The sequence below is a fragment of the Streptomyces barkulensis genome (genome assembly GCF_002843305.1).
GTDB lineage: Bacteria > Actinomycetota > Actinomycetes > Streptomycetales > Streptomycetaceae > Streptomyces > Streptomyces barkulensis.
Window position 1 is genome coordinate 1 of the sequence record NZ_PGSG01000089.1, and the last position, 15,655, is coordinate 15,655.

Annotated in this window: 17 protein-coding genes and 2 pseudogenes; 7 read left to right on the forward strand and 12 right to left on the reverse strand. The window is 72.7% G+C overall.

Annotated elements, in window-relative coordinates; translation table 11 throughout:
- From CUT83_RS17280 to CUT83_RS17305, 6 genes and pseudogenes are all read left to right on the forward strand, one after another.
- On the forward strand, positions 1-473 hold a 473-nt coding region (locus CUT83_RS17280), incomplete at its 5' end, for an RNA-guided endonuclease TnpB family protein (RefSeq protein WP_143688532.1).
- Positions 416-871 (forward strand): annotated as a pseudogene (locus CUT83_RS31015) (hypothetical protein); the annotation flags it as partial. The gene CUT83_RS17280 and the pseudogene CUT83_RS31015, both read left to right, overlap by 58 nt.
- A pseudogene (locus CUT83_RS17290) lies at positions 871-1,437 on the forward strand (terpene synthase family protein); the annotation flags it as partial. The pseudogenes CUT83_RS31015 and CUT83_RS17290, both read left to right, overlap by 1 nt.
- 55 nt (positions 1,438-1,492) lie before the next feature.
- Positions 1,493-2,500 (forward strand): magnesium and cobalt transport protein CorA, encoded by a 1,008-nt coding sequence (locus CUT83_RS17295; RefSeq protein ID WP_101256761.1) that lies wholly within the window; start codon positions 1,493-1,495, stop codon positions 2,498-2,500.
- Positions 2,501-2,612: 112 nt separating this feature from the next.
- The gene (locus tag CUT83_RS17300) at positions 2,613-2,816 is read left to right on the forward strand and encodes a hypothetical protein (protein ID WP_101256762.1); all 204 of its coding nucleotides are present in this window, start codon (positions 2,613-2,615) and stop codon (positions 2,814-2,816) included.
- Positions 2,817-3,129: 313 nt separating this feature from the next.
- Positions 3,130-3,552, forward strand: coding sequence for a DUF3662 domain-containing protein (locus CUT83_RS17305; RefSeq protein ID WP_101256763.1), 423 nt, complete (start codon positions 3,130-3,132; stop codon positions 3,550-3,552).
- A 60-nt stretch (positions 3,553-3,612) separates the two neighbouring features.
- Here the strand turns inward: CUT83_RS17305 and CUT83_RS31390 are convergent, their stop codons facing one another.
- The 11 genes from CUT83_RS31390 to CUT83_RS17360 form a co-directional block, all read right to left on the reverse strand.
- Positions 3,613-4,371: a hypothetical protein gene (locus tag CUT83_RS31390; RefSeq protein ID WP_277347711.1), complete on the reverse strand. Its 759-nt coding sequence runs from the start codon at positions 4,369-4,371 to the stop codon at positions 3,613-3,615.
- 113 nt (positions 4,372-4,484) lie between these two features.
- Positions 4,485-4,691: a YbdD/YjiX family protein gene (locus CUT83_RS17315; RefSeq protein ID WP_101256764.1), complete on the reverse strand. Its 207-nt coding sequence runs from the start codon at positions 4,689-4,691 to the stop codon at positions 4,485-4,487.
- A complete protein-coding gene (locus CUT83_RS17320) occupies positions 4,688-6,856 on the reverse strand; it encodes a carbon starvation CstA family protein (protein WP_101256765.1) in 2,169 nt (722 codons plus the stop codon). The genes CUT83_RS17315 and CUT83_RS17320 overlap by 4 nt, the downstream gene beginning before the upstream one ends.
- 103 nt (positions 6,857-6,959) lie before the next feature.
- Positions 6,960-7,463, reverse strand: a complete 504-nt coding sequence (locus CUT83_RS17325) for a hemerythrin domain-containing protein (RefSeq protein ID WP_101256766.1) — start codon at positions 7,461-7,463, stop codon at positions 6,960-6,962.
- Positions 7,464-7,885: 422 nt separating this feature from the next.
- Positions 7,886-8,230, reverse strand: coding sequence for a TcmI family type II polyketide cyclase (locus tag CUT83_RS17330; RefSeq protein WP_101256767.1), 345 nt, complete (start codon positions 8,228-8,230; stop codon positions 7,886-7,888).
- A gap of 15 nt (positions 8,231-8,245) precedes the next feature.
- Positions 8,246-8,725 carry an SRPBCC family protein gene (locus tag CUT83_RS17335; protein ID WP_101256768.1) on the reverse strand — a complete coding sequence of 160 codons (480 nt, stop codon included), beginning with the start codon at positions 8,723-8,725 and terminating at the stop codon, positions 8,246-8,248.
- 1 nt (position 8,726) lies between these two features.
- Entirely contained in the window at positions 8,727-8,996 is a 270-nt protein-coding gene (locus tag CUT83_RS17340) for an acyl carrier protein (RefSeq protein WP_093848769.1), read from the reverse strand.
- Positions 8,993-10,261: a beta-ketoacyl synthase N-terminal-like domain-containing protein gene (locus CUT83_RS17345; RefSeq protein WP_101256769.1), complete on the reverse strand. Its 1,269-nt coding sequence runs from the start codon at positions 10,259-10,261 to the stop codon at positions 8,993-8,995. The genes CUT83_RS17340 and CUT83_RS17345 overlap by 4 nt, the downstream gene beginning before the upstream one ends.
- A complete protein-coding gene (locus CUT83_RS17350) occupies positions 10,258-11,526 on the reverse strand; it encodes a beta-ketoacyl-[acyl-carrier-protein] synthase family protein (RefSeq protein ID WP_101256770.1) in 1,269 nt (422 codons plus the stop codon). The genes CUT83_RS17345 and CUT83_RS17350 overlap by 4 nt, the downstream gene beginning before the upstream one ends.
- Positions 11,523-11,966, reverse strand: a complete 444-nt coding sequence (locus tag CUT83_RS17355; RefSeq protein WP_101256771.1) for a cupin domain-containing protein — start codon at positions 11,964-11,966, stop codon at positions 11,523-11,525. Before CUT83_RS17355 ends, CUT83_RS17350 begins: the two co-directional genes overlap by 4 nt.
- Positions 11,967-12,042: 76 nt before the next feature.
- A complete protein-coding gene (locus tag CUT83_RS17360) occupies positions 12,043-13,188 on the reverse strand; it encodes a SchA/CurD-like domain-containing protein (protein ID WP_240957857.1) in 1,146 nt (381 codons plus the stop codon).
- Between the two features lie 218 nt (positions 13,189-13,406).
- Here CUT83_RS17360 and CUT83_RS17365 point away from each other — a divergent pair, with 218 nt between their 5' ends.
- Positions 13,407-15,047 (forward strand): FAD-dependent oxidoreductase, encoded by a 1,641-nt coding sequence (locus CUT83_RS17365; protein WP_101256773.1) that lies wholly within the window; start codon positions 13,407-13,409, stop codon positions 15,045-15,047.
- A 45-nt stretch (positions 15,048-15,092) separates the two neighbouring features.
- Here CUT83_RS17365 and CUT83_RS17370 read toward each other — a convergent pair whose 3' ends face one another.
- On the reverse strand, positions 15,093-15,509 hold the full coding sequence (locus CUT83_RS17370) for an ATP-binding protein (RefSeq protein WP_101256774.1): 417 nt from the start codon (positions 15,507-15,509) through the stop codon (positions 15,093-15,095).
- Positions 15,510-15,655 lie beyond the last annotated feature (146 nt).

The following is a 15,655-nucleotide window of genomic DNA, read 5'->3' on the forward strand; positions in this document are numbered from 1 at the left end:
CTGCCGAGGTCTACGCCCGCATCACCGACCGCAGGCGTGACCACCTGCACAAGCTCACCACTCGGCTCGTTCGTGAAAACCAAACGATCGTGATCGAGGACCTCACCGTCCGGAACATGGTGAAGAACCGGAGCCTGGCCCGCGCCATCAGCGACGCGGCCTGGTCGGAATTCCGGAGCATGCTGGAGTACAAGGCCCAGTGGTACGGCCGCGAGGTGATCGCGATCGACCGATGGTTCCCCTCCTCCAGGCTGTGCTCGACCTGCGGCACCTTGCAGGACAAGATGCCGCTGAACGTCCGCACCTGGACGTGCGACTGCGGGACGGCCCACGACCGGGACGTGAACGCGGCGAAGAACATCCTGGCCGTCGGGCTGACGGCGTCTGTCTGTGGAGCTGGTGTAAGACCTCAACGGAGTACTCCGGGCGGGCAGTCGGCGATGAAGCAGAAAACCCCACGGCGCGAGCCGTAGGAATCCCCCTCCTTCAGGAGGGGGAGGAAGTCAAGGAGAGTTCACCCGCCCTGCGGGACCACGTCGCGCAGTTCGCCGCCCTCCCCCGGCAGCGGCAGAACGAACGTGGCGAGGCCGAGATCGCCGTGGCGTCCGGCCACAGCGGAGAGCCCGAACTGCCCGGCACCTTCGTGGACCACGAACTTTGCCCGCGCGAGTACGAACTCAGCGTCGCCCAGACCGTGCTGCGGGTCCACACCCGCGTGGCGGACCTCTACAACAAGCCGATGAACCAGACCGAACAGCAGTTGCGGCTCACCGTCGAGGCGCTGCGCGAGCGGCAGGAGCACGAGCTGATCAACAATCCCGAGTTCGGCCTGCTGCACAACGCCGAGTACGGCCAGCGGATCCAGGCCCACGCAAGGGCGGCGGCGCTCCCTGGTCGGCGGGCCTGGTGGAGTTCGCGGCGGAAGCCGAGGTGCCCGGGGCGGTCGCGGCGAGCCGACCGGTCCGGGTGCTCAGGGATGCCTTCTCCGACGCGGTCCACCTGCGCAACGACCTCTTCTCCTACCAGCGCGAGGTCGAGGACGAGGGTGAACTCTCCAACGGTGTCCTGGTCTTCGAGACGTTCCTCGACTGCGGCACCCAGCAGGCCGCCGACGCCGTCAACGACCTGATCACCTCCCGGCTCCAGCAGTTCGAGCACACGGCACTCACCGAACTGCCGCCGCTGTTCGCCGAGCACGGTCTGGACCCGAAGTCCTGCGCGGACGTGCTCGCGTACGCCAAGGGTCTCCAGGACTGGCAGGCGAGCGGCCACGAGTGGCACATGCGCTCCAGCCGCTACATGAACGACGGCCCGGCCGGTGGTCCCGGCGCCCCGCCGCCGGGCGGAGCGGGCCTCCCGAGCGGGCCCACCGGCCCGGGCACCTCGGCCGCCCGCATCGCGGCGGTGCTCGGCAGGGCCCGCGAGGCGGCGCGGGCGCCGGAGCCGTGGGGCGGCCACGCATGGAACCGGGCAGGTGAAGCATCCGTGTGACATGGAGTGTGTGATTTACCGGGAAGAGGACGGAACGGCCCGGCAGGTCGGCTGCGAGCGGCCCGGCGAGGCGGGGCGGACGGTGCTCAAACACCTGCGCGATCTGGGCGAGGGGGAGTTCGGCTGGGTGCGCCTGGACTCTCCCACCGAGCGCGAGGTGGCCGAGCTGACCACCGAGCTGGGACTGCACCCGCTGGCGGTGGAGGACGCGGTCCACGCGCGCCAGCGCCCCAAGCACGAGCGGTACGGCGACGTGCACGCGGTGGCGCTGAGAACGCTGTGGTACGTCGAAAAGGAGTCGGACGCGGAGACGGGGGAGGTGGAGACGGGGGAGGTGATGGTCTTCCTCGGCCCCCGCTTCGTGATGACCGTCCGCCACGGACCGGCCGACCCGGCCGCCGAGGCCGCCCGCCGGCTGGCCGCAGACCCGGCGACGCTGCGCTTCGGCCCCGTCTCGGTCCTGCACGCCGTCCTGGATGTGGTGGTGGACGGCTACGGCGACGCCGCCGGCCGGGTGCGCACCGACCTCACCCGGCTGGAGCGCTGCGTCTTCTCCCCGTCCCGCGACGACCTCACCGAGGAGATCTACTCGCTCAAACGGGAGGTCCTGGAGTTCCGCGACGCGATCCGGCCCCTGGTCCCGGTGGCGCGGGAGTTCGCCGCCGAGACGCGGTCGAGGTGGCCGCAGGGGGCGCTGCCCTACTTCCGGGACGTGGCCGACCATCTGCACCGCACCGACACCGAGGTCCGGTCCCTGGACGAGCTGCTCAACTCCGCGCTCGACGCCCACCTGGCCAGGGTGGGTACCTGGCAGAACGACGACATGCGCCGCATCTCGGCATGGGCGGCGATCCTCGCGATACCCACCATGGTCGCAGGCCTGTACGGCATGAACTTCGAGCACATGCCGGAACTGGAATGGGACTTCGGCTATCCGCTGGCCGTGGCCTCGATGGCCGCCGCGGCCGGCTTCCTGTACCGGGCCTTCCGGCGCAACGGATGGCTGTGACGGCCGGCGCGGGCCACCCGAACGCCTCAAAAGGCGCCTTACGGGGGTTTCCGTCCGATCAGGGAGGCAACGCGGAACAGAGTCGAACCCTTCCCCGAACAAGGAGTCCCCCGTGGCTGTCGCCGCCTTTGTGATACCCCCTCTGCTGCTGTGCGTGATGCTCGCCCTCGGGCGGTACGAGGAGCGCATGCTGGGCGAGGCCGGCCCGGAGCCCGCCGAGGCCCCGCGCGAACGCCACCTGCGGGCCGTGCCGGACCTCCCGGCGGGCGAGCCGTCGAGGTCCTCCGTCCCGCGCGAGGAGGAGCGCGCCGCGTGAGACGCGGCCACCGCGGGACCGGGAAACCCGCCGGGCCCCGCCCCCCGTACCGGCACGAGCCGGCCGGCCGAACCGCCGGGTGATCCGTGCCGGGACAAGGCCGCCGCTTCCCGTGAAGCGGCGGCCTTGTCCCGTTCCGCGGCCCGCCTTCCCGTTTCCGGCCCCGTTTCCGACCCCGTCGTGCGATCGCCGCGGACCGGAGGGAGGCGCCGTTCTCCGCGTGTGGCGGGCGCCCGCCGGGAGATCCGGGACCGGAAAGGATCCGGGCATTCCCGGGCGTATGCGGCGACCCGACCCGGGCACGAGTTCTGTCATGGGAACGCTGAACCGATGGGAACGCAGGGTCGAGAGCTGGGAGCACTCACTGCTGGCCAAGGTGCTCCGCAGGGAACCGGTCGAACTCCTCGACGCCCTGCGGCGCGAGTGCGACGACCACGCCGTGGTGTGCAGCCACAGCCGTGTGGTGGTTCCCAACGCCTACGAGGTCGAGCTCTCCGCCGCGGTGCACGGGAAACTGGCGCGGCGCGGCGGTCGGACAGGGCAGCTCCTGGCGGACAGCCTGGCACGCCACGGGGAGCGGAAGGGATACGAGTGGGCCGGCCCGCTCACCGTCCGCGTCACCGTCTGCGACGACCTGCCCAACGGCCGCTACCGCGTGACCGGCAGCCCCACGCCCAACGTCCGCGCCGACGCGTTCGCCGGACACGGAGACCCGGTCTCCGACCCGGCACGCTGACCGTGTACCCGGCACGGCACCCCCGTGTGCCCGCAGGGGCGTGCCGCACCACCCGGAACCTCATGGCACACCGGGCGTGACCAGCAGAAAAGGGATACGGCGAGCCCCCCAGTAGAGCAACGCCTCCCAGCCGCACCCGGTCAGATGCTCCGCACACACTCTCAGCTCCCGTTCGGCCCGCTCGCGTCCGGCGGAGGCGGTGGGGCCCCGCCATTCCACGCGTACCGTGCCCGGTTCGCCGGAGTCGAGGACGCGGTACCCCGCCCGGGTCCGGCGTCCGCTCGTGTCCACCGCCGACGGCGGTACGCCCGCGGCCTCCAGGGCCAGGGACACCGCCCAGACCATCCGCGCCCGCTCCCAGGGCGCCGGGGCGCCCGGGCCGGTACCGGCGGAGCCGTCCGTGACACGGCGTATCTCCAGCAGCCCGGCCCAGGCACGGGCCACGGCGGCGGCGCGCAGCCCGGGGGCCTCCTGCTGCGGCGGTCCGTCACCGGTCGCCGCGGCGAACGCGCCGGAACCCGCGGCCCCGGCCTGCCCGGCGGGAGCGGCCGGAGCGGGCTGAGCGGCCGCCGCAGGCGGGGCTGCCGGGGACCCGGGCGCGACCGGAACCGATCCCTCGCGCAACTCCTCGCGCACCGCCAGCCCCGCCTCGGTCAGGTAGTACCTGCCCGCCGGCCCGTACGCCACGGCCAGGCCCCTGTCCCGCAGCGCGGCGCCCGTAGCCGGGCTCCCCGCCAGCTCTCCCGTCGCGGGATCGGACGCCACAACCGCCCGCCGCTGCGCGGGGGTGAGGGACTTCGCCGTCGGCCGCCGCGACACCGCACACCTCCCCACAGGCTCCCCGCCCGGTGCGGGTGAGCCCATGGGGACCAGTATCCGTGCGGGCGCCGGGAGGCACTCCACCGCCGCCGGCGGAGGCCTCCCCGAAGGCGTCAGCAGCAGCGGCTCTGCGGGTGCTCCTCCCGGTGCCGGGCGCGTCGCCGTTCGTAGTCGCGCCAGGAGGGGACCGGCTCGCCCGGGTGCTCACGCAGGTGCCTGAGGCGGAAGCGCTCGTAGTCCGCCTCACCGGAGAACTCGCGCAGATACCAGCGCACCCCCCGCAGCAGCCGGGCCGCCCTGCCGAGCAGTGCGGCAGTCATCGTTCGCCCGCCCCCACCGGCTCCCTGCCCTTCTCCTTCCCGTCGCCCGACGACCACGAGGCCGGGACCCCGATCCGGGACTCGACGTAGGGCGCCTCGGTGGTCGGCAGCGGCTCGGCGGACCGCACGGCGCGTACGCACACCACGGCCGCGTTGGCGATCACCGTGGCGACCACCAGCAGGAACAGGGCCATGATCACGCCGTCGACGGTCTGGTTGAGCACCACCGTGTGCATGTCGTCCATGTTCTTGGCCGGAGCCAGGACCTGGCCGGCGTCGATGGCCTCCGCGAAACGCTCGCGGTTGGCGAAGAAGCCCACCTTGGGGTCGTCGGAGAAGATCTTCTGCCAGCCGGCGGTGAAGGTGACCGCCACGTCCCACGCCAGCGGAAGGCCCGGCACCCAGGCCCAGCGCAGTTTCCCGGCCTTGATCAGCAAGGTGGTGGCGAGGGTGAGGGCGATCGCGGCGAGCAGCTGGTTGGCGATGCCGAACAATGGGAAGAGCTGGTTGATCCCGCCGAGCGGGTCGGTGATGCCGACGTAGAGGAAGTAGCCCCAGGCGCCGACGACGAGGGCGCTGGTGATCCAGATTCCCGGCTTCCAGGTGACCCGGCCGATGGGCTTCCAGACGTTGCCCAGCATGTCCTGGAGCATGAAGCGGCCGACCCGGGTGCCCGCGTCCACCGTGGTGAGGATGAACAGCGCCTCGAACATGATCGCGAAGTGGTACCAGAAGGCCTTCATCCCGGCGCCGCCGAACACCTGGGAGAAGATCTCCGCCATGCCGACCGCCAGGGTGGGCGCGCCGCCGGTGCGCGCGATCAGGGTCTCCTCCTCGACTGCACTGGCCGCCGCGGCCAGCTGGTCGGGGGTGATGCTGAAGCCCAGGTCCGCCACAGCCTGCGAGGCGCTCTCCACGGTGGTGCCCAGCATGCCCGCCGGGGCGTTCATCGCGTAGTACAGGCCCGGGTCGATGACACAGGCCGCGACCAGCGCCATGACGGCCACGAAGGACTCCATCAGCATGGAGCCGTAGCCGATCATCCGGACCTGCGACTCCTTCTGGATCAGCTTCGGCGTGGTGCCGGAGGACACCAGCGCGTGGAAGCCGGACAGCGCGCCGCAGGCGATGGTGATGAACAGGAAGGGGAACAGCGCCCCGGCGAAGACCGGGCCTTCGCCCGAGGAGGCGAAGGGGGTCACCGCATCGGTCTTCAGCGTCGGCGCGGCGATCACCACACCGACCGCCAGCAGGACGATCGTCCCCACCTTCATGAAGGTGGACAGGTAGTCGCGGGGGGCCAGCAGCATCCACACCGGCAGCACGGATGCGACGAAGCCGTAGCCGATCAGGCAGAACACCAGGGTCGTGGGGCTCCAGGTGAAGGTGTCGGCCAGCGAGGAGTCCTGGATCCAGCCACCGGCGAGGATCGCCAGCAGCAACAGGGCCACACCGATGACGCTGGTCTCCACGACCCGGCCCGGTCGCAGATAGCGCAGGTAGAAGCCCATGAACAGGGCGATGGGGATGGTCATGGCGACCGAGAAGGTGCCCCAGGGGGAGTGGGCCAGCGCGTTGACGACGACCAGCGCGAGTACCGCCAGCAGGATGATCATGATGGCGAAGACGCCGATGAGCGCTGCGGCGCCGCCCACTCTGCCGATCTCGTCGCGCGCCATCTGGCCCAGGCTCTTGCCGTTCCGGCGCATGGAGAAGAACAGGATCATCATGTCCTGGACCGCCCCGGCGAAGATCACGCCGACGACGATCCAGATGGTGCTCGGCAGATAGCCCATCTGGGCCGCCAGCACCGGGCCGACCAGCGGTCCGGCCCCCGCGACGGCGGCGAAGTGGTGACCGAACAGCACACGGCGGTCGGTGGGGTGGTAGTCGACGCCGTCCTCCAGCCGCTCGGCCGGGGTGGCGCGGCTGTCGTCGGGCTGGAGGACGCGCCGGGCGATGAAGCGGGAGTAGAAGCGGTAGGCGATGGCGTACGAGCCCAGGGCGGCGGCCACCAGCCAGATCGCGGAGATCTCCTCCCCCCGGGCCAGGGCCAACATGCCCCAGCCGACCGCGCCGAGGAGGGCGACGGCGGTCCACAGCAGAATCGATCTCGGCCTGTTCTCCGGTCCGGTCGGTGCGGCGGGTGCGGAAGGTTCGGGCATGGCGGCTCCTTGCCAAGTCGTAACCGGCTCGTAGCCCTGTGTACAGCGGTATCGCTTCATTGGGTAGAGCGGCTGACCGGCCGCCCCCTTCGGCGACGGCCGGTCAGCCGCCGCTGGAGGCCACGATCCCGCGGACGTTCTCCACGCTTCCGCAGTCGGCGTCCAGGTGTTCGGCACGCGCCTTCGCGAAGGCCTCCCCGAGCCGGGCGCGCCGGCTGTCGGCGACGTTCTCGCGGGCACCGTTCAGCAGGGTGCGCTCCTCCTCGTCCGCATGGTGGTCGACGGCGGTGACGAGCGCCTCCAGCTTCTCGTCCCACTCCTTGGAGGAGGTGTCCTCCACCTCCAGCAGGGCGAGCAGCGCCTCGTTGGCCTCGCCGTGCTCGTGCACGCTGTGCTCGACATCGTCGTCGTCGACGTTCTTGTAGCGCCGCAGGGCCGGGTAGACCTTCTCCTCCTCGGCCAGCGAGTGGGCGACCAGCAGGCCGGCGAACTCGCCCAGTGCGCCGGCCCGGTCGGCCTCGGCGTTGCGCATCGTGCGGAAGAGATCCTCCATCCTGCGGTGGTCGCGCAGGATCAGCTCGACGACGTCGGAGGCTGCGGACGGCATGTGAACTCCTCGGGGGGACGGAACGGACAGGAGGGTGAAGCGGTCGGCCGGTACGCCGGATACCCCGCCGCCCCGCACCGTCCGCCGCCCTCCGCGCGGCTGACGGCGCGGGATGTTCCGGAAGGAGTACGGCGGGCCGAAGACCGTCTTCCGGAGCCCCCCGCCCGGACGTGACGGGACCGGGACGCGGCGGAGGCCGGCTCGTGCGCCGGCCGGCCTCCGCCGCGTCCGTCACCGCCCCCGGCCGGCCCGCAACGGGCGGCGGCACCGGGCCGTCACGCCCCGGCGGCGCGGGCCGGCCCGTCTTCCGGGGACGGTGCATCCGAAGGAGTGCGGACACGGGACGACCGGGCGGACGGAGAGCGGTTCCACCGGTCCCGTCCGCCCGGTCGTCCCGGCCCCTGCGGCGGAGCAGGGCCCCTTCAGCGCGGCGGCACGGTCGCGCCGTCGCGCTCCCAGCGGTAGAAGCACCGCGCCATGGCGTCCTTCGGGCCCCGCCAGGTCTGGGGGTCGTAGGGCCGGACGTACGCCGTCAGCCGCTCGCTGACGGCGCGGAACTCCGGGTGGTCCACGGCCCGGGCGATGGCCGGTCCGGGATCCCGCTCGCTCTCGATGAGGTGCATGTACACGTCGCCGAACTGGAAGAGGCTGCGCCGGGCGACACCCACCAGGTGGGGCAGCTCGCCGCGGTCGGACTCGGCGAACACCTTCGCGATGTCCGGCGCCGCCCCCGGTTCCATCCGGGCGACGATCAGGGTGTGGTGCACGGAAAGGATCCCTTCTCAGTCGGCCATGGCCGCGGGCTCGCCGGCGCGCCGGGCGCGCTGCTCGATCCGGTCCCGGATGAGGGCCATCTGGACGCGGGAGTTGCGGTTGATGTTCCGCGTCATCCACGTGTCGTCGACCGGTGCGTCCGGCTTCATCGCGAAGTCCTGCGTCCAGCGCATCCTCACGCCCTCGGAGGTCTGCGCGTACTCCCAGCGGATGTCCATGTACTGGAAGGGGCCCGTCTCCACGCGGTGGGCCCGCACGGTGAGGGCGTCGCGGTCGGCGGTCCGCTGTGACACCCAGCTCCACACCGTGCCGTTCTCGTCCGGGTGCATGGTCAGACGGAAGGTGGTGGTGTCGCCGTCGCGGGAGAGGATCTCGACGGATGCGTACTCGCTGAACAGCCGCGGCCAGCTCTCGATGTCGTTGGTCATCTCCCAGACGAGGTCCAGGGGTGCGGCGATGACGATCTCGTTCTCGGTGTGCCCGGCCATCTCATGCCTCCGCTGTCAGAACGCCGTTGACGAAGTCGAGGAACTCGCGGGGAGTCCTGCACTGCTCGGCCCGCTCCGGCATGTCCCGGCCGTAGCGCTTCTCCAGCTCGCCCACGACGCCCAGCAGCCCGAGCGAGTCGAGGCCGAAGGCGTCGAAACCGGAGCCGGCCCGCTGCCGCAGGTCACCGGGGTCCACGGCGACACCCGCCGTCTGCTTCATCAGCGCGGCCAGTTCCTCGACGGTCACCTGGCCCGTCATCTGGTCGGTCATGCGGATGCACTCCTTCGGTCGGTGGGGGATTCGGCGCCGCGCCGCAGCACGAGCGCCGCGTTCGAGCCCATCAGTCCCCGGCTGAGGACCAGGGCGGTGCGCAGCTCCGCGGAGCGCGCCCGGCCGGTCACCAGGTCCAGGTCGTGACAGACGTCGAAGACGTTGGGGGTGGGGGGCACCAGGCCGTGCTCCATGGCGAGCACGGCCGCCGCGGCGTCCAGTACGGGTGCCCCGCAGTAGGCGCGGCCGGTCCCCGTCTTCGGAGCGGTGACGGGCACGCGCCGGCCGTGCGGGCCCAGGGCGTCGGTGATCGCCAGGGCCTCGGCCCGGTCGGCCTCGGCCGTACCGAGGGCGTCGGCGAACACGACGTCGACCTCCCCGGGCGCGCAGCCCGCCTCCGCCAGTGCGGCGCCGATCGCCCGGGCCAGCCCCTGGCGGGAGCACTCCCAGCGGGACGCCCCGGTGAAGGTGGCGGCGTGGCCGGCCACCACCGCCCGGGGCTCGGCGCCGCGGTCGACGGCCGCGCCCTCCTCCTCCAGCACGAGCATCGCCCCGCCCTCGGCGGGGACGAACCCGCGGGCGGACGGGGTGAAGGGGCGGTAGGCGCGTTCGGGGTCGCCCCCGGTGCTGAGTTCGGGGTAGCCCAGCTGGCAGACCATCGAGTACGGGGCCAGCGGCGCCTCGGCCGCACCGGCGACCACGGTGTCGGTGCCGCGCACCACGGCGCGGGCGGCGTGCGCCAGGGCGTCCAGACCGCCCGACTCGTCGGCGGCCACCACACCGCAGGGCCCCTTGAAACCGCCGCGGATGGAGATCTGGCCGGTGCTGGCCGCATAGAACCAGGCGATGGACTGGTATGGGCCGACGTGGCGCGAGCCCTGCCCCCACAGCTTCTGCAGTTCGCGCTGCCCGAACTCGCCGCCGCCGGACCCCGCGGCGGTGACCACGCCCACCGAGTACGGGGAGCCGATGTCGGCGCGGCCGAGCCGGGCGTCCTCCAGTGCGAGCGAGGTGGCTGCCATCGCGAAGTGGGTGAACCGGTCGGTCTGGACGAGGTGGCTGCCCTCGATCACGGCGGCCGGGTCGAAGCCGCGGACCTCGCCCGCGACCTTCAGCGGCAGATGGCCGCAGCCCTCCCGGGAGACGCGGTCCAGGAGGCTGTGGCCCTCCGCGGCCGACTTCCAGAAGGCGTCCGCGCCGACTCCGCCCGGTGAGACGACTCCGATGCCGGTGACGACCGCGCGCCGCGCGCCTGGCGGGTTCATGGTGTCCTCCAGCCCGGCCCGCTCAGCACCACCGCGGACTGGAAGCCGCCGAAGCCGCTGCCCACCGACAGCACGTTCCGCAGTCTCCGCTCACGCGCCGCGCGCGGCACGTAGTCCAGGTCGCACTCGGGGTCCGGGGTCTCGTAGTTCGCGGTGGGCGGCACCACCTGGCGGTCCAGGGCCAGGACGCAGGCGGCGACCTCGATGGAGCCGATGGCGCCGAGGGAGTGGCCCACCATGGATTTGATCGAGCTCATGGGCGTGCCGTAGGCGTGGGCGCCCAGGGACCGCTTGACCGCCGCGGTCTCGTGGCGGTCGTTCTGCCGGGTGCCCGAGCCGTGCGCGTTGACGTAGTCGATATCCGAGCCGTCCGTGCGGGCATGGTCCAGGGCGGTGTCGATCGCCCGCGCCATCTCCAGACCCTCACCGGTCAGTCCGGTCATGTGGTAGGCGTTGCCGTAGGTGGCGTAGCCGGTGATCTCGCAGTACACGCGCGCGCCGCGGGCCCGGGCGTGCTCCAGCTCCTCCAGCACCAGCACCGCGCCGCCCTCTCCCATCACGAAGCCGTCGCGGTCGGCGTCGAACGGCCGGGAGGCGTGCGCGGGGTCGTCGTTGTTGGGGGAGGTGGCCTTGATGGCGTCGAAACAGGCCATGCTGATCGGCGAGATAGGGGAGTCCGCCGCGCCGGCGAGGCAGACGTCGATGCGGCCCTCCTCGATGGCGTGGAAGGCGTAACCGAGGGCGTCCAGCCCGGAGGTGCAGCCGGTGGACACGGTCTGCGCCGGGCCGCGGGCGCCGAACTCCTCCGCGACCGCCGAGGCGAGGGTGCTGGGGGAGAACGCCCGGTGCAGGTGCGCACCGGCCCGCCGGTGGTCGACGTCCCAGCGCGAGCCGCGCTCGCTGACCAGGACGTAGTCGTGCTCCAGCCGGGTGGTGCCGCCGACCGCGGTGCCCAGGCTGACACCCAGGCGCCAGGGGTCCTCGTGTTCCGTCTCCAGACCGGCGTCGCCGACCGCCTCCGCGGCGGCGACCAGTGCGAACTGCACGTAGCGGTCGCAGCGTTCGGTCTGTCGCACCGTCAGGCCGTGCGCCAGTGGCTCGAAATCGCACTCCGCGGCGATCCGTGAGCGCAGGCCAGCCGGGTCGAAGAGGGTGATGCCCCGGGTCGCGGTGCGGCCGTTCGCCAGCAGGTCCCAGAAGGCCTCGGCGCCGATACCGCCCGGTGCCACCACGCCCAGACCGGTGACGGCCACGCGTCGCGTCACGAGGACGCCCCGGTGGGCTGCGCGGCCCGGTCGCCGGCGGCGTGGTCGTCCGCCGTGGTCTCCTCGGTGTCGACGTGCCCGAGCTCCGGACGGGGGGCCAGCGGCCCCAGGTGGAAGACGAGGCGTGCCTCGGTGTCGCCGACGTTGCGGAACCGGTGCCGTGTGTACGCGGGGATCATCAGCCCCTGGTCGGGGGCGAGGGGGTGGGGCTCCCCGTCCAGGTCCACCTCCAGGCGGCCGCTGACGACGTAGACGAACTCCTCGGAGTACGGGTGGTAGTGCTCGCCGATGCGGTCGCCGGGCTCCACGATGGCCAGGCCCATGAAGCCGCTGGTGGAACCGACGGTGGTGGGGGTGAGCATGGCGCGCAGATCGCCTCCGCGCCTGCGGTTGGGCGCGGTCTGGGAGAGGTCGACGATGCGTGGGGACTGCTGGGTCATGGTCGTTCGCTCCATGGGAGTGGAAAGGGGCGGGCGGTGTGCGGACGGGACCGGCCGGCGCCGCGGCCGGCGGGGGTCAGGAGTGCGGTGCTCTCCGGTCGGTGACCAGGCGCATGCCGGCGTGCGCCAGCAGGCGCAGGAGGTCGCGTTCACCGGCCGGGGGACGGTCGAGGCCGAGCGCTTCGAGGTCGAGCAGGCCGGCGGCCTCGGTGAGGGCGCCCGGTTCGCCGAGGCCGAGGACCCGGACGGGAACGGAGTCCGGTTCGGCCTCCACCTCGACCATCCGTACGACGATGTCGTCGCGCTGGAAGACGGTGACGGCGCGGACCGGGTCGTGCGGGTCGTTCGCGGCGCTCTCATCGCGCCGGGCGATCAGCCGCGCCAGGTCCGTGCCGCGGCCCTCCCGGGCCGGGTAGTACAGGGCGTGCCGCCGGGCCCGGGGCGACTTCGGCCCGCCGGACGCTGCGCGGTGCACGGCCGGCATCGCCGCCCGGGTGAGGAAGACCCGGGCGGACTGCGGATCGCCGAGGTCCCGTTCCCGCTCCAGGTGGGGGGCGAGGGCCTCCTCGACCGCGCGGACCTCGGGCCGGCCGATGGCGTGGCCGAGGGCGGCGGACAGATCGCCCCGCACCTCGACGGTCTGCACGACCCTGTCGCCGTGCAGGAACACCGAGGTGCGCAGCAGTCGGGTGGCGTCGTCCACATCGGGGTCGGGCGGGTCGAAGGCGGACAGGATCTCCGCGACCTTGGACTCGCTGCCGGGCCGGACGGTGTAGGTCAGGGCGTGGTGCACCGTGCCGTCGCCCAGACGGACGGGCGGCCGCGGCGTCTGCCCGCCCGGAGCGGCCGCGGCGTGCCCGCCGCCGCGGGTCTCCCTGAGGATGCCGAAACGCAGCGGCCGCATGGTGCGGACGCAGGCGCGCAGCGGTCTGACCGTCTCCAGGTGCTCCTCGCTGTTCACCCAGGCGAGGAAGGGCGGCGCGCTCTCCCACTCGCTGGTGATGAGCCACTGGGACGGGTTCTCGATGGACTGGCAGAGCTGGTCGCTGATGTGGCCGGGCACGGAGGCCACCTGGGCGCACATGCGCTCGTAGGCGTCGAGGAAGCGCTGCTGGGCTCCCTCCTGAAGGTCCACCAGCAGGACGGCCCGGAGCCGGGAGCCGTCGAACACCGACTGGGAGACACGGCCCGGCACCTGGGGCGCGCGACCCGAGACCGCCATCCTGGGAGCCTTTCCATTGGCGAACGGTGGGACTGCCGAGGGCGTTGACTCGGCGTCAGTCGTCATGAGAACTGATCATGTGATGCTCTTTCCGGACTCGCAAACCGTCAGAATCAACCGGGTGAAGGACGGGCGAAACGGACGCCTCGGTGGCATCCATAACCGTCCGGGACGCGCGTGTGCACGTACCGGCGAAATCGATGTGCTGGAGGAAAGACATGAACGAAGAAGCCGACCACAGGACCCCCGTCCTCATCGTCGGTGGTTCCCTGGTGGGCCTGTCCGCCTCGCTGTTCCTCGGCCGCCTCGGCGTGCGGCACACGCTTGTCGAACGGCATGCGGGGACCTCGACCCACCCGCGGGGACGCGGCAACAACGTGCGGACGATGGAACTGTTCCGGGTGGCGGGTGTCGAACCGGGGATCAGGGAGGCGGCGTCGGTCCTGTCCGGCAACCACGGCATCCTCCAGACCCCCTCGCTGACCGGGGACGAGGGCCGGTGGCTGTTCCAGGAGATCGAGCCGGGCGGCGCGCTCGCCCGCCTCAGCCCCAGCGCCTGGTGCCTGTGCAGCCAGAACGACCTGGAGCCGGTTCTGCTGGAGCGCGCCCGCGAACTCGGCGGCGACCTGCGGTTCTCCACCGAACTGACGACGTTCGAGCCGGACCCGGACGGGGTCACGGCCGTGGTCAGGAGCAGGGAGACCGGGGAGCACACCACCATCCGCGCCGACTACCTCGTCGCCGCGGACGGCCCGCGCAGCCCGGTACGCGAGCGCCTCGGCATCGGCCACAGCGGCCCCGGCGAGCTGTTCCACAACGTGAGCGTCACCTTCCGCTCCCGGGGGCTCGCCGAGGTGGTGGGCGACCGGCGCTTCGTCATGTGCTATCTGACCGGCCCGGACGCGGACGGGGCGCTGCTGCCGGTCGACAACCGGGAGCACTGGGTCTTCCACATCCCCTGGCACCCCGAGAACGGTGAGACCCTGGAGGAGTTCACCGACGCGCGGTGCGCCGAGCACATCCGCCGCGCGGTCGGCGTGTCCGGGATCGACGTGGAGATCACCGGAAGGGCGCCGTGGCACGCGGCGGAACGGGTGGCCCTGCGCTACGGGGCCGGCCGTGTCCTCCTGGCCGGCGACTCGGCCCACGAGATGTCCCCCACCGGCGCCTTCGGCTCCAACACCGGCATCCAGGACGCGCACAACCTGGCGTGGAAGCTGGCCGCCGTGCTCGGGGACTGGGCCGGGCCGGGCCTGCTGGAGACCTACGACGCCGAGCGCCGCCCGGTGGCGCAGGCCACCGCCGCCCGCGCCTCGGCGCGCTCCGCGGAGCACAAGCACCCCGGCTACACCCCGGCCCCCGGCGCGGAGGGCCGCGGTCCGCAGGGCGGCATCCTCGCCGTGGCCGTCGGATACCGCTATCCGCGGGGCGCCGTCGTGGGCACCGACCCCGAGGCGCCGCCCGTCCCCGGGGACCTGGGCCTGACGGGTGAGCCGGGCAGCCGGGCGCCCCACATGTGGCTCAGCCGCGCCGGGGAGCGGATCTCGACCCTGGACCTGTACGAGCGCTCCCCGGTCCTGATCACCGGAGCCGGCACGGCGGCCGGGTGGTACGAGGCGGCCGGCCGGGTCGCCGAGAAGCTGTCCGTGCCGCTGACGCCGTACCGGATCGGAGCCGGGACGGACGCCGACCTCGTGCCCGAGGACGGAGCGGACTGGGCGCGCACCCACGGCACGCAGCCGGACGGCGCGGTGCTGGTGCGTCCCGACGGGTTCGTGGCGTGGCGCTCGGCCGGGCCGGTCCCGGACCCGGAGGAGGTGCTGCGCCGGGCCGTCTCGGCGGTGCTGGCGCTGGACTGACGGCACCCGGTGGCGGGGCTCGTCCGCCCGGCCGGCCCGCAAAGATCACCCGGCGGGCCGGCCGGGCGGACGGAAGCAGGCGGTGACGGCCTTGCCGCCCGTGCAGGGCCGGGCCTCCCACTCGTCGGCCAGAGCGCCGACGAGGAACATGCCGCGCCCCGAGGTCCGTTCGACACTGGGGGAGCGGGGCGCGGGGAGGTCGGCCGAGGAGTCGCGCACACTCACGTGCAGGCACCGGTTGTCCCACGTCAGCACCAACTGGGCGGCGCTGTGGGCGTGCACGTGCGCGTTGGTCACCAGCTCCGAGACGGTCAGCAGCACCGCGTCCACCGTCTCCGGGGCCGACTCCGCCCACCCCAGTGACTCCAGATGACCGCGCGCCCACTCCCGTGCGGCCTTCACCCCGCTGGCCACCGGCAGTGACCGAGCCCACCCCACGGCCCGCAGCGACGACTCGCACACGACGGCCCACCTCCCTGCTCACTGCGGTACTTCTGCCCCCGGCGGGCCGGTGCAAAATGGCGCGGTGCCCGCGACATCGGCGGGACGCCGGCGGGACATGGCCGGTCTGCGCCTGTGCCCGGGGGGTGATGGCATGCCGCACGGCA